Below are 14,855 nucleotides of genomic sequence, written 5' to 3'. Positions count from 1 at the left end.
TGTCCCCGCTGGCGGGTGTGGCACTGCCGCTACTGTTTGACTGTTGCGCAGACGGGGCCCGCACGGGTCGGAAGATAATTTCACATGTTGGGACACGCGGATGAAATTCGATCGTGGGGAAGTTACACGAAGGTGCCGCTGACTCCGGGCGAGGAGCCTACCGCTCTTCCTACTCCTGTGGTTTTGCCAAAGACCAGCGCCTCGGCGTTGCGACGAGTGTTGCGTCGCGCGCGAGACGGCGTTGCGCTCAACGTCGATGAGGCGGCCATTGCGATGACCGCGCGCGGTGCGGACCTCGCGGATCTGTGCGCCAGCGCGGCGCGGGTGCGCGACGCGGGCCTGGCATCGGCCGGCCGGCGCGGCCCCGGCGGCGGGTTGCCCGTCACCTATTCGCGCAAGGTGTTCATCCCGGTCACCCATCTGTGCCGCGACACTTGCCACTACTGCACCTTCGTCACCGTGCCGGGCAAGCTGCGCGCGCAGGGTGCGGGCATGTACCTCGAACCCGACGAGATTCTCGAAATCGCTGGCCGCGGAGCCGAATTGGGTTGCAAAGAAGCCCTTTTCACCCTTGGCGACCGGCCCGAGGATCGGTGGCCGGAGGCGGGGCAGTGGCTCAGCGAACGCGGCTACGACTCCACGCTGTCCTACGTGCGGGCCATGGCCATCCGGGTGCTGGAAGAGACCGGCCTGCTGCCGCACCTGAACCCCGGTGTGATGAGTTGGTCGGAGATGGCCCGGCTGAAGCCGGTGGCGCCGTCGATGGGCATGATGCTCGAGACCACGTCGCGGCGGTTGTTCGAGACGAAAGGGCTTGCCCACTACGGCAGCCCGGACAAAGACCCCGCGGTGCGGCTGCGCACACTCACCGATGCGGGCCGGCTCTCCATCCCGTTCACCACCGGCCTGCTGGTCGGCATTGGCGAGACGCTGACCGAACGTGCCGAAACCTTGCACGCGATTCGTAAGTCGCACAAGGAGTTCGGTCATGTGCAAGAAGTGATCGTGCAGAACTTCCGGGCCAAGGAACACACTGCGATGGCCGCCGTGCCTGACGCGGGGATCGACGACTACCTCGCGACGGTGGCGGTCGCCCGGCTGGTGCTCGGCCCCGGCATGCGCATTCAGGCGCCGCCCAACCTGGTGTCCCGCGACGAGTGCCTGGCGCTGGTCGGCGCCGGGGTTGACGACTGGGGCGGCGTATCACCGCTGACACCCGATCACGTCAACCCCGAGCGGCCGTGGCCCGCTCTCGACGACCTGGCCGACATCACCGCCGAGGCCGGATACGAACTGGTTCAGCGACTTACCGCCCAGCCCAAGTATGTGCAAGCCGGGGCGGCGTGGATCGACCCGCGGGTGCGCGGACACGTGATGGCGCTGGCCGACCCGGGGACCGGCCTGGCCCGCGACGTCAATCCGGTGGGGCTGCCCTGGCAGGAGCCCGACGACGTCGCCTCCGCCGGGCGGACCGATCTCAACGCGGCGATCGACACCGAGGGCCGCGCCACCGAAGCGCGGAGCGATCTGGACAGCGCCTTCGGCGACTGGGAATCGATCCGCGCGCAGGTGCACGAGCTCGCCGCGCGGGCCCCCGAGCGCATCGACACCGATGTGCTCGCCGCGCTGCGGGCCGCCGAGCGCGACCCCGCCGGCTGCACCGACAGCGAGTACCTGGCGCTGGCGACCGCCGACGGACCCGCGCTGGAAGCCGTTGCCGCCCTCGCCAATTCGCTACGGCGCGACACGGTGGGCGACGACGTGACATTCGTGGTGAACCGCAACATCAACTTCACCAACATCTGCTACACCGGTTGCCGGTTCTGCGCCTTCGCGCAGCGCAAGGGTGACGCCGACGCGTATTCGTTGTCCACCGAAGAGGTGGCCGATCGCGCGTGGGAGGCCCACGTCGAAGGCGCCACCGAGGTGTGCATGCAGGGCGGGATCGACCCGGAGTTGCCGGTCACCGGCTACGCCGACCTGGTCCGCGCCGTCAAGGCGCGGGTGCCGTCGATGCACGTGCATGCCTTCTCGCCGATGGAGATTGCCAACGGCGTGACCAAGAGCGGGTTGAGCGTCCGCGAGTGGCTGATCAGCCTGCGCGAGGCCGGGCTGGACACGATCCCGGGCACGGCGGCCGAGATCCTGGACGACGAAGTGCGCTGGGTGCTGACCAAGGGCAAGCTGCCGACGTCGGAATGGATCGACATCGTGACCACCGCACACGAGGTGGGCCTGCGGTCGTCGTCGACGATGATGTACGGGCACGTCGACAGCCCCCAGCACTGGGTGGGTCATCTCAACGTGCTGCGCGGGATCCAGGACCGCACCGGCGGGTTCACCGAGTTCGTCCCGTTGCCGTTCGTACACCAGAGCTCGCCGTTGTACCTGGCGGGCGCGGCCCGGCCCGGGCCCACCCACCGCGACAACCGTGCCGTGCACGCGTTGGCACGAATCATGTTGCACGGCCGCATATCTCAGATTCAGACCAGCTGGGTCAAGCTCGGGGTCGAGCGCACACAGGTGATGCTCAACGGCGGTGCCAACGATCTGGGCGGCACGCTGATGGAGGAGACCATCTCGCGGATGGCCGGTTCGGAGTACGGGTCGGCTAAGAGCGTCGAAGAGCTGACCGCGATCGCCGAGGGGATCGGACGCCCCGCCCGCCAACGCACCACGACCTACGCCCCGCGGGCCGCTTAGCAGCCCGCGGCGGCGGGTATACCCGACGCCGTGAACCGACAGATCGACGATGACCGGTTCCCCGAGTGGAGGCCGTTCGTAGACGCGGTGCAGCGGCGCCGGCCCGACGCCGGCACCTGGTGCGAGGCCTGGACGGTGCGCGACATCGTCGTCCATCAGGCCGGGAACGCCGAGGAGATCGCCCGAGTGCTGGCCGCGCACCTCGACGGCGAACCCGTCGGCACGCGCGGCTTCGAGGAACGTGAGGGACCACTGCGCGCGCTGAACGACGCGGACCTGTGGGACGCGCTGTTCGACCGGATGGCCACCCTCAACCGGATCGCGAAAGCGGCCGACGACGTGCCCCAGGACACCGACGTCGCGTGGACGGGCCGCACCATGAAGGTGCCCTGGTTCGCCGAACACATGCGCGAAGAGCTCGTGCTGCACGGTTGGGATATCACCGGGGACGCCGACATTCCGGCGGCCCTGAAGACCGGGCTGGCCGAGCCCTGGATGACCACGCACAGCGTCGTGGCGGTCGGAAAACCGCTGCTGGCCAAGGGCGTTAAGCAATTGCGGCCCGGCGAGCGCGTCGAGGCCAGGTTGCGGGCCGCCGGCACCGATGACGTCGTGATCAGCGCTGACGCCGACCGCACCGCCATCGGGCTCACCGAACCCGAAGGCCCTGCCACCCTGGAAACCGACCCTGCCGCGCGCGTCCTGCTGCTTTGGGGGCGTAAGCCCGCGGACCCATCGCGAATCTGCAGCCGCGTCGGACCGGAGACCCTGGGCCGCGTGCGCGGCCTGCTCAGCGGTTACTGAGCGGCGTCCGTTCGGCTCAGAAGTTGTTGCAGGTGACCGCGACCTGGTTGATGTCGTCGTAGTACTTCTGCGCCGACGGCATGGCCTGAATCTGCTGGGCCATCTGCTGCCGCTTGGGCGGCGGCGAGGCCAAGAAGTTGCGGATGTAAGACTGCGCCACGGGCGAGCTGTTCAACTGCGTCGCGGCCGCCGGATCGGTGGCGTTGAGCGCGGCGATCACCTGTCCGTAGTTGCACGTGGTGTTGATGATCGCGTCCGTCGGGTCCGCGGACGCGATTCCGGCCCCGGCGGTCAACGCCACGGCCGCGCCGCCAAGCGCAACGGTCAATTTGGTCAACGACAGCCTCACCATGTGTGGACACCTTCCCCTATAAATGCACCGCTATCACGGCGACGACATTTGCCCAGCGGCTGTCGCCTCTCGTCGAGGTTACCAGGCGCCGCGAGCGTGCTTCCATCGCAATGCATATCGCGGAGCGCCGCTGAAGTGCGACTTTTCGCAGGTCAGCGGGTTGGGCGCCCTGTTCGCCCTCGGCGAAACCGACCCCGATCGCGGCGTCCGAGACTGGCAGTCTTAAATCGTCAATTTAACGGGCGCGCCAAGTGGTTGACGTGTATGTGCAACGTCTAGTATCAGTAACCGAAAGCTTTGTCCTGGAGCGGCCGGAAGCACCGGGCGCGAGCCGAAGAGCAGCCCACACCGAAGCAGTACATGGAGGAGACGTCTGTGACCTACACGATCGCCGAGCCCTGTGTCGACATCAAAGACAAGGCATGTATCGAGGAGTGCCCGGTCGACTGCATCTACGAGGGCGCGCGGATGCTGTATATCCACCCCGACGAGTGCGTCGACTGCGGGGCGTGCGAGCCCGTCTGCCCCGTCGAAGCGATCTACTACGAAGACGACGTGCCCGAGCAGTGGAGCCAGTACACGCAGATCAACGCCGACTTCTTCACTGAGCTGGGATCGCCGGGCGGCGCCGCCAAGGTCGGCATGACCGAGAACGACCCGCAAGTCGTCAAGGACCTGCCGCCCCAGGGCGAGGGCGACTGAGCGGGCCGGTGCTGGATAGACCCGGGGTGAGGCCGCGCGCCCCACGCGGGCGAGTGTCGGCATCCCTGCCGGAATTTCCCTGGGACACGCTGGCCGACGCGAAAGCGCTGGCCGGTTCCCATCCCGACGGGATCGTCGACCTGTCCGTCGGCACCCCGGTGGACCCGGTCGCGCCGATCATCCAGGAAGCGCTGGCCGCCGCGGGTTCCGCGTCCGGATATCCCGCCACCGCCGGCACCCCGCGACTGCGGGACTCGGCGGTCGCCGCGCTGGCCCGCCGCTTCGGCATCACCGGGCTCACCGAGGCAGCGGTGCTGCCGGTGATCGGCAGCAAGGAGCTCATCGCCTGGCTGCCGACCCTGCTGGGGCTGGGGCCCGCGGACGTGATCGTGGTGCCCGAGCTGGCGTATCCGACGTATGACGTCGGGGCGCGGCTGGCCGGAGCGACGGTGCTGCGGGCGGATTCGTTGACCCAGTTGGGCCCGCAATCGCCGGCGCTGGTCTACCTCAACTCCCCGAGCAACCCGACCGGGCGCGTGCTGGGCGTCGACCACCTGCGCAAAGTGGTCGGCTGGGCGCGCGAGCGTGGCAGCGTGGTGGCTTCCGACGAGTGTTACCTGGGCCTGGGCTGGGAGGCGCAACCGCTGTCGATCCTGCATCCGTCGGTCTGCGACGGCGACCACGCTGGACTGCTCGCCATCCACTCGCTGTCGAAGAGCTCGTCGCTGGCCGGTTACCGGGCCGGATTCGTCGCCGGGGACGCCGATCTGGTGTCCGAGCTGCTGGCGGTGCGCAAGCACGCCGGGATGATGGTGCCGACGCCGGTGCAGGCGGCCATGGTCGCCGCCCTGGACGACGACGCCCACGAGCGAACGCAGCGCGAACGGTACGAGCGGCGGCGGGAAGCGTTGCTGCCGGCGCTGCGCTCGGCCGGATTCGCCGTCGACCATTCCGAGGCCGGCCTGTATCTGTGGGCGACCCGCGGCGAGCCGTGCGCGGACACCGTCACCTGGCTGGCCGAGCGCGGCATCCTGGTGGCGCCCGGCCACTTCTACGGCCCGCGCGGCGCGCAGCACGTGCGTGTCGCGCTGACGGCGACCGACGAGCGGATCTCCGCCGCCGTGCGGCGGCTCGCCTAACCGAAACCGACCAGCCGCCACCAATGGCGGGCGCCAGCGTGCACAATGCATCGAAGGTGTTTCGCCCGCTCAGTTAAGGACGGTGGTCGTGACGACTTCGGCCGGCAGGCTGCGCATCCCCCTTTCGGTCGGGGACATCGTCAAGCGGGTATTCCTGGGAAAGCCCCTGATCACGGAGGACATCGCCTCCGAGAAGTTGTCGAATCCGGTTGCCCTGGGCGCGCTTTCGCCGGATGCGGTGTCGTCCGTCGCCTATGGTCCTGAGCAGATCCTGATCGAACTGCTACCGCATGCCGGGCTGGCCGCCTTTCTGCTGTTGCTTCCCATCACCGGTGTCATCCTGCTCATCCTGGTCCTGGTGGCCGCCTCATACCGGCAGGTGGTGATGGCCTACACCCGGGCGGGCGGCTCCTACATCGTCGCCCGGGACAACTTCGGGCCCCGGGTCGCGCAAATCGCCGCCGCGGCGCTGCTGATCGACTACGTCGTCACCGTTGCGGTGCAATCGGCGGCCGGAACGGTCGCGGTGGTATCGGCGGTTCCCGCGCTGGGCCCGTACAGCCTCGAGCTCACGGTCGCGGTCGTGCTTGCTATCTGCTACGCGAACCTGCGTGGGCTGAAGGAGGCGGGACTGCCGTTCGCGGTGGCGACCTATTCATTCATCGTCATGGTTGGCCTGACCATCGTGGTCGGCGTCATTCGCGCATTCGCCGGGAACCTACCGGTTTACGATCCCGCGCACATGACCGGAACCGTGCCGGTACACCAGGGCAACGGGTTGGTGCTGGGCGCCACGATTTTGGTGTTGCTGCGCGCGTTCGCCAACGGAGGCTCGTCGCTGACCGGGGTCGAGGCCATCTCCAACACGGTCGACTACTTCCGAAAGCCGCAGGGCCGCAACGCGCGCCGCGTGCTCACCGCCATGGCCACCGTCCTCGGCCTCCTGCTGGCCGGCGTCGCCTACCTGGCGCACGTCACCCACGCCACGCCCTATCTCACGGAATACCCGTCGGTGCTGTCCCAGATCGGCCGAGCCGTCTTCGGCAACGGCGTGATCGGCGACGTCTTCTACATCCTGGTCCAGGCCGCGACCGCGGCCATCTTGTTCACCGGTGCGAATACCAGTTTCAACGGATTCCCGGCGCTGGCCAGTTTCGTCGCCGAGGACCGCTTCCTGCCGCGCCAACTCACCAAACGCGGTCACCGGTTGGTCTTTTCGAACGGCATCATCACCCTGACGGCGCTGTCGGTGCTGTTGTTGGTGGTGACCGGCGGGTCGGTCAACGCGCTGGTCCCGTTCTATGCGATCGGTGTGTTCACCGGGTTCTCGATGGCCGGCTACGGGATGACCAAACACCATCTGACACAGCGGGAACCGGGGTGGCGACGCCGCCTGGCGATCAACCTGTCCGCGGCCATCCTCTCGACGATCGTGGTGGGCATCTTCGCGGTGGCGAAATTCACCGAGGGCGCGTGGCTGGTGGTCGTCGTCTTCCCGCTACTGGTGTTCATGCTGATGCGGCTCAACCGCGAATACCGGGCTGAGGCAGCCATTCTCGAGATGTTCCGCACCGACCGTCCGGAGTTGGTGAAGTACGCGCGGCACCGGGTGTTCGTTCTTGTCGACTCCGTGGACCTGGCGGTGATCGAAGCGCTGCGCTACGGCAGGGGATTACGGGCCGACGAGTTGACCGCGGTGCACTTCATGGTCGACCCGGCCCACGCCGCGCAGCTGCGAAAGCGCTGGGACCACTTCGATCTCGACACCCCGCTGCGGGTGGTGGACTGCCCGGACCGCCGGATCATCCGGGCCGCCCAGCTGCTGGTCGCCAAGGCGCGCGAAGAACAACCGCACACCAACGTGACGGTGCTGTTGCCTCGCCGAACGTTCGCGCGGCTGCTGGGGAGGCTGCTGCACGACCGCACCGCGGACAAGATCTCCCGCGCGGTGAGCCTGATCCCCGATGCGGCGGCGACGATCGTGCCCTACGACGTGGAATCGCGCATCAAGGAGGCCTACCCCGACACCCTCGAGCAGCGGATCGCCCAGGAGATCGACAAGCTCGAGGCGTGGGTGTCCAAGGGCGAGGACGAGAAGGTGGACGCCTACGAGCACCCCGAGCGGCCGGCTTCGGTCATCCTGGTGGCCGGGCTGATCTCGGGGCAACGGGCCACCGTCGAAGGACGGGTCAACCAGGTCGAGGACGTCACCGACCGGGGGCGCACCTTCCGGCAGGTGGTCGTCGGGGACAACAGCGGGGAAATGACGGTCACGTTCCGTCCCGGTCATGGGGGCGCCGACATACAGCCCGGCCAGCTATTGCGGATCACCGGGAAGGCGCGCCAGACCGGCAACCGGCCCATCTCGATGATCGATCCGACGTATTGCGTGATCGAGGACCCCGCGACGGCCGTCGACTCAGGCGGATCCGGCGAATCCGGCGAATCGAGCAAAACTTAACGTCCCTCCGATCGCCGGGATTATTCCGCATGGGCAAACGCTGCTAGCCGGATTTCTTTGCGAAGCAGGACTATTCGTCGTTCTCGAGTGAGCCGCCATCGGCGTTCCGAGCGCCTGACGGAGCCAGAAATGGCTTCGGGGATGATGAGTCGAGTGCTGACGGTAAGCTGACACCCGCACGACCGCTGAACGCCGTTGGGGGAGAACAGAGGACTGCACTTTGCGTGCCGCAGCCGCCACACCCGTTGCTGTCATCGGTATGGCCTGCCGACTTCCCGGTGGGATCGATTCTCCGCAACGGCTGTGGGAAGAGTTGTTGCGCGGCGCGGATCTCGTGGGCGAGATTCCCGCCGATCGGTGGGACGCGGACCTGTACTACGACCCCGAACCCGGCGTGCCCGGCCGCTCGGTAACCCGGTGGGGGGCCTTCCTCGACGACGTCGGCGGCTTCGACTGCGACTTCTTCGGCATGACCGAGCGCGAGGCCACCGCGATCGACCCGCAGCACCGCTTGCTGTTGGAAACGTCCTGGGATGCCATCGAGGACGCGGGCCTCGATCCCGCGCGGTTGTCCCACTCGCAGACCGGGGTCTTCGTCGGACTGACGCACGGCGACTACGAACTGCTGTCCGCCGACTGCGGTGCCGCCGAGGGTCCGTACGGGTTCACCGGCACGAGCAACAGCTTTGCGTCGGGGCGGGTCGCCTACGCCCTGGGCCTGCACGGCCCGGCGGTCACCGTGGACACCGCGTGCTCGTCGGGCCTGATGGCCGTCCACCAGGCGTGCGGCAGCCTGAACAGCAGTGAAAGCGACTTCGCCCTGGCCGGTGGTGTCGTCGTGACGCTGGAACCGCGAAAGTCCGTCTCGGGGTCGCTGCAGGGCATGCTGTCGCCGACCGGCCGCTGCCACGCCTTCGACGAGAAGGCCGACGGCTTCGTGTCCGGCGAGGGCTGCGTCATGCTGCTGCTCAAACGGCTCGACGACGCGCAACGCGGCGGCGATCGCATCCTGGCGGTGCTGCGCGGAACCGCGGCCAATCAGGACGGCCGCACCGTAAACATCGCGGCGCCGTCGGAAACCGCCCAGGTGGCCGTCTACCGAAAGGCCCTCGAAGTCGCCGGCGTCGACGCCACCACGGTCGGCTTCGTCGAGGCGCACGGGACCGGCACCCCCGTCGGGGACCCGATCGAGTATTCGAGCCTGGCCGCCGTGTACGGAACCGCCGGACCGTGCGCGCTGGGCTCGGTGAAGACGAACTTTGGCCACCTGCAATCGGCCTCCGGACCGTTGGGGTTGATCAAGACGGTCCTCGCGCTGCAGCACGGCACGGTGCCGCAGAATCTGCACTTCACCCGCCTGCCCGGCGAGATGGCCACGATCAAGACCGAACTGTTCGTGCCGCAGGCCAACACGCCCTGGCCCACCGACGGCCGGTACCCGCGGCGCGCCGCCGTGTCGTCCTACGGAATGTCGGGCACCAACGTGCACGTCGTGCTGGAGCAGGCCCCCCCACAGGTCTCCGCAGCGACGCCCGAAGAGGCGCCGGCCGCACCGAGCGCCCACGGGGCGTTGTTGTTTCCGGTGTCGGCCACTTCCGCGGAGCAGCTGCGCGGCACGGCCGCCCGGCTGGCGGCTTGGGTCGACGAACACGCCGGCGGGGCGGGCCTGTGGGATCTGGGTTACACCCTGGCTCGCCGGCGCGCGCACCGGCCGGTGCGAACGGTGTTGTCGGCCAGCACCTTCGGCGAGCTGAGCGCGGCCCTGCGTGAGTTGGCCGACAGCGACATGCCGTACGAGCCCGCCGTCGGGCAAGACGACCTCGGGCCGGTATGGGTGTTCTCGGGACAGGGGTCGCAGTGGCCGAAGATGGGCGCCGAACTGCTGGCGAAGGAGCCGGTGTTCGCGGCGACGATCGCCGAGCTGGAGCCGCTGATCGCCGAGGAATCGGGGTTCTCGGTCACCGAAGCCATGTCGGCGCCCGAGCTGGTGACCGGCATCGACCGCCTGCAGCCGACGATCTTCGCGATGCAGGTCGCGCTGGCCGAGACGATGCGGTCCTACGGCGTGCGTCCCGGCGCCGTCATCGGGCATTCCCTCGGGGAATCCGCGGCGGCGGTCGTCGCCGGCGGGCTGTCGCCCGTGGACGGGGTGCGCGTCATCTGCCGCCGCTCGAGGCTGATGGGGGGGATCGCCGGCAGCGGCGCCATGGCGTCGGTGGAATTGCCCGGGGCGCAGGTGTTGTCGGAACTGTCCATCCGAGGGATCTCCGACGTCGTGCTCTCCGTGGTCGCCTCCCCGACGTCGACGGTGATCGGCGGCGACACCCAGGCCATCCGCGATCTGGTCGCGGCCTGGCAGGAGCAGGACGTGCTGGCGCGCGAGGTGGCGGTGGACGTGGCCTCGCATTCGCCGCAGGTGGAGCCGATCCTCGACGAACTGGTCGAGGCCCTCGCCGGCCTCGAGCCACGGGAGCCGGAGATTCCCTACTATTCGGCGACGCTGTGGAATCCCCGCGAACGGCCCTCGTTCGCCGGCGACTACTGGGCCGAAAACCTGCGCTACACCGTGCGATTCGCGGCGGCCGTGCAGGCCGCCCTCAAGGACGGCTTCCGGGTCTTCGCGGAATTGGCGCCCCACCCGCTGCTCACCCATGCGGTCGAGCAGAACGCAGCCAGTTTGGACATGCCCATCGCCGCGCTCGCCGCCATGCGCCGCGACCAAGAGCTGCCAATCGGTTTGCGGGGCTTCGTCGCCGACGTGCACAGCGCCGGGGCCGCGGTGGACTTCTCGGTGCAGTACCCGACCGGGCGCCTGGTGGACGCCCCGCTCCCGACGTGGACGCACCGCAGGCTCATGCTCAGCCGCGAGGCAAAAGAGCAGGCGCACGGCGCCTCGGTGCAGGCCGTGCATCCACTGCTCGGGGCCCACGTGCACCTGTACGAGGAGCCCGAGCGCCACGTCTGGCAGGGCGACGTCGGCACCGAGGCGCACCCATGGCTCGGAGACCACCAAATCCACCAGGTGGCCGCGCTTCCCGGCGCCGCCTACTGCGAGATGGCCCTCGCCGCCGCGCGCGCGGCCCTCGGCGAACGCTCGGAGGTCTGCGACATCACGTTCGAGCAGACGCTGTTGCTGGACGGCCGGACGCGGGCATCGTCGGCGGCGACGGTCACCGCGCCCGGAGTTCTCGAGTTCGCGGTGGACACCCACGACGAGGGCGAACGCGTTCGCCGGGCGGCTGCGGTCCTGCGGGCCCTCAACGAACCGGACGAGGGCGAGTTGCCGCAGCCGCCCGCCCATGACATGGCCACCCTGATCGCCAATCACCCGTCCGGCATGGACGGCGCCGAACTGCGAAAGGCCTTCGGCGCGATCGGGATTCAGTACGGTCCGGCCTTCTCCGGTCTGGCCGCCGCGCTCGTCGCCGGCGGGCACGCCGGCACCGTGCTCGCCGAGGTCGCGCTTCCCGGCGCGATCCGCTCGCAGCAGTCGGGGTACGCCATCCACCCCGCCCTGCTGGACGCCTGCTTCCAGTCGGTCGTCGTCCATCCCGAGGTGCAGAAGGCGAGCGCGGGCAGTCTGCTGTTGCCGGTCGGGGTGCGCAGGTTGCGCAGCTATTCCTCGACGCGCAACGCGCAATACTGCCTCGCCCGGGTTACGGCGTCGCGCCCGGGCGAGTGCGAGGCGGACCTCGACGTGCTGGACCAGTCCGGCGCCGTCCTGCTGACCGTCGAGGGGCTTCGGCTGGCCGGCGGCGCCTCCGAGCACGAGCGGGCGCAACGGCTGCTCAACGAGCGGTTGTTGACCATCGAATGGGAGCCCCGGCAATTGCCGGAGGGGCCTCACGGCGAGCCGGGAGCGTGGCTGTTACTCAGCGCGTGTGAGGTGACGGATCCGCTGACCGAACAACTCGCCGAGGCATTGGGCGATGGCGCCCAATGCACCACGGTGTCCTGGTCGCTCGGATCGGCGGAAACCGCACAGCTGCGCACCCTGCTGTCGGGCAGCGGCCAGCTGGCCTCGAATGGGCACGGCCCGCTCAAGGGACTCACCGGTGTCGTCGTGGTGACCGCGCCACCAGCCGGCGGCGCCGAAGTGACGCGGCTCGGCCGCGACTACGTGTCCCATCTGGTGGCCATCGCCCGCGAGCTTTCCGAGCTGCCCGGGGAGTCGCCCCGGCTATTCGTGGTGACCAGGAACGCCGCCAACGTGGTCGCCGGCGACGTGGCCAACATCGAGCAGGCCGGGTTGCGCGGGCTGACGCGGGTGATCGATTCCGAGCACCCCCACCTGAGCGCCACCCAGATCGACATCGACGGGGCGGCCGAAGCCAAACACGTTGCACTGCAGTGTAAGAGCGGATCTGGGGAAGACGAGACGGCGTGGCGCGGCGGACAGTGGTACACCGCGCGGTTGCGGCCGGGTCCGTTGCGCCCGGCCGAACGGCAGACCACCGTCGTCGATCGCGAGCGGGACGGCATGCGCCTACAGATCCGCACGCCCGGTGACCTCGAATCGCTGGAGTTCATCGCGTTCGACCGCGTCCCGCCGGGTCCGGGGGAGATCGAGGTCGCGGTCACCGCGTCCACCATCAACTTCGCCGACGTGCTGGTCGCGTTCGGCCGTTATCCCACCTTCGAGGGCTACCAACAGCAGCTGGGTGGTGACTTCGCCGGTGTGGTGACCGCCGTCGGTCCCGGCGTCACCGAGCACCGGGTGGGTGACCGCGTAGGGGGCATGTCGCGCAACGGATGCTGGGGCACCTTCGTCATCGCCGACGCTCGGCACGCGGTCACCCTCCCGCCCGGCCTGCCGGTGGAAGCCGCCGCCGCGGTGCCCACCGCCTCGGCCACCGCCTGGTACGGGTTGCATGACCTGGCCCGGATTTCGCCAAGCGACAAGGTCCTCATCCACTCCGGCACCGGCGGGGTCGGACAGGCGGCCATCGCGATCGCCCGGGCCGCGGGTTGCGAGATCTTCGCGACCGCGGGCAGCCCGCAGCGCCGGCAATTGCTGCGGGACATGGGAATCGAGCACGTCTACGACTCGCGCAGCGCGGAATTCGCCGACCAGATCCGTGCCGACACTGGCGGATACGGCGTCGACGTGGTGCTCAACTCACTGCCCGGGACCGCGCAGCGTGCGGGAATCGGCTTGCTGGCATTCGGCGGGCGATTCATCGAACTGGGCAAGCGCGACATCTACCGCGACACCCACCTCGGGTTGTTTCCCTTCCGGCGCAACCTGTCCCTGTTCGCGGTCGACCTGGCGTTGCTGACATTCAGTCACCCCGAGACGATTCGCCGCCTGTTGGCCACCGTGTACCAACGGACCGCCGACGGCGAGCTGCCGCTGCCGCGCACCACGCACTACCCGATCCACGACGCGGCCGCCGCGATCCGGTTGGTGGGCGGCGCGGGGCACACCGGCAAGGTGGTGCTGGACGTGCCGCGCGCGGGACGCAGTGTCGCGACGGTCCCCCCGGAGGAGGTGCGGCCGTTCCGCGCCGACGGCGCCTACATCGTCACCGGTGGCATCGGCGGCCTGGGGCTGTTCTTGGCCGGTGAGATGGCGTCCCGGGGCGCCGGGCGGATCGTGCTCAACTCCCGCTCGGCGCCCAACGAGCAAGCGCGCCAAGCCATCGAGCGTCTGCGCGCCGGCGGGGCGGACATCGCGGTGGAGTGTGGGGACATCGCCGAGCCGGCCACGGCCGACCGCCTGGTGGTGTCCGCGACCGCGACGGGGTTGCCGGTGCGTGGGGTGCTGCACGCGGCGGCGGTCGTGGAGGATGCCACGTTGGCCAACGTCACCGACGAACTGATCGACCGGTGTTGGGCGCCAAAGGTTTACGGAGCCTGGAACCTGCATCGAGCCACAGCGGGACAGCCGCTGGACTGGTTCTGTTCGTTCTCGTCGGCCGCCGCCCTGGTCGGCTCGCCGGGGCAGGGCGCGTATGCCGCGGCCAACAGTTGGCTGGACGCGTTCGCTTACTGGCGCCGCTCCCAGGGCCTGCCCGGCAGCGCGATCGCCTGGGGCGCGTGGTCCGAGGTCGGCCGCGCCACGGTTCTCGCGCAAGACGCCGACATCGCGATCAAGCCGTCGGAGGGCTATTACGCGTTCGAGTCCCTGCTGCGCTACGACCGCCCTTACTCCGGCTACGCGCCGATCATGGGAACGCCGTGGCTGACCTCGTTCGCACAACGCAGCCGGTTCGCCGAGGCGTTCGGATCGACGGCGCAGGGCAACCCGGACGCGGGAAAATTCCTGGCCGAGTTGAAGGCGCTGCCCCGCGAAGAATGGCCCACCGCCATTCGTCGGCTGGTGTCCGGTCAGATCAGCCTATTGCTCCGGCGCACAATCGATCCCGACCGTCCGTTGTCCGACTATGGGTTGGATTCGCTCGGCAATCTCGAGCTGCGAACCCGCATCGAAACCGAAACGGGTGTGCGCATCAGCCCCACCAAGATCACCACGGTCCGCGATCTGGCGGAGCATTTGTGCGAGGAGCTGGCCGCGTCGGAAACGGCGGCGTCAGCATCCTGACGAGGCGGATGCGGCCGCCCTGTCCCGGGCGGGCGACGGCCGCAACGCCGAAAACCGCCCTAAACTGACCATCTTAACTTGTAGACTTGCCGAAGTCCGGTTTTACTCGTAGGTGATGCCGCGTGGGCGTTGCCACAGGAATGAGCGCGC

7 protein-coding genes are annotated in these 14,855 nt (G+C 68.9%); 6 read left to right on the top strand and 1 reads right to left on the bottom strand.

The window, feature by feature from the left end; all coding sequences use genetic code 11:
- Positions 1-84: 84 nt before the first annotated feature.
- Entirely contained in the window at positions 85-2,703 is a 2,619-nt protein-coding gene (locus A5750_RS04550; protein ID WP_231989132.1) for a bifunctional FO biosynthesis protein CofGH, read from the top strand.
- A gap of 30 nt (positions 2,704-2,733) precedes the next feature.
- Positions 2,734-3,507 carry a maleylpyruvate isomerase N-terminal domain-containing protein gene (locus tag A5750_RS04545; protein ID WP_067261334.1) on the top strand — a complete coding sequence of 258 codons (774 nt, stop codon included), beginning with the start codon at positions 2,734-2,736 and terminating at the stop codon, positions 3,505-3,507.
- Positions 3,508-3,523: 16 nt separating this feature from the next.
- Here the strand turns inward: A5750_RS04545 and A5750_RS04540 are convergent, their stop codons facing one another.
- Positions 3,524-3,856: a hemophore-related protein gene (locus A5750_RS04540; RefSeq protein WP_067261344.1), complete on the bottom strand. Its 333-nt coding sequence runs from the start codon at positions 3,854-3,856 to the stop codon at positions 3,524-3,526.
- Between the two features lie 378 nt (positions 3,857-4,234).
- Here A5750_RS04540 and fdxA point away from each other — a divergent pair, with 378 nt between their 5' ends.
- From fdxA to pks2, 4 genes are all read left to right on the top strand, one after another.
- Positions 4,235-4,561, top strand: coding sequence for a ferredoxin (fdxA, locus tag A5750_RS04535; protein WP_055398945.1), 327 nt, complete (start codon positions 4,235-4,237; stop codon positions 4,559-4,561).
- Between the two features lie 53 nt (positions 4,562-4,614).
- Entirely contained in the window at positions 4,615-5,700 is a 1,086-nt protein-coding gene (dapC, locus tag A5750_RS04530) for a succinyldiaminopimelate transaminase (RefSeq protein ID WP_067261331.1), read from the top strand.
- Positions 5,701-5,788: 88 nt separating this feature from the next.
- Positions 5,789-8,161 carry an APC family permease gene (locus tag A5750_RS04525; RefSeq protein WP_066951573.1) on the top strand — a complete coding sequence of 791 codons (2,373 nt, stop codon included), beginning with the start codon at positions 5,789-5,791 and terminating at the stop codon, positions 8,159-8,161.
- 220 nt (positions 8,162-8,381) lie between these two features.
- The gene (pks2, locus tag A5750_RS04520) at positions 8,382-14,705 is read left to right on the top strand and encodes a type I polyketide synthase (protein WP_067261330.1); all 6,324 of its coding nucleotides are present in this window, start codon (positions 8,382-8,384) and stop codon (positions 14,703-14,705) included.
- Positions 14,706-14,855 lie beyond the last annotated feature (150 nt).

This window comes from Mycobacterium sp. 852002-51613_SCH5001154 (assembly GCF_001667425.1).
In the GTDB taxonomy this organism is placed as follows: Bacteria; Actinomycetota; Actinomycetes; order Mycobacteriales; family Mycobacteriaceae; genus Mycobacterium.
This window is presented reverse-complemented; position numbering and strand designations above follow the sequence as displayed.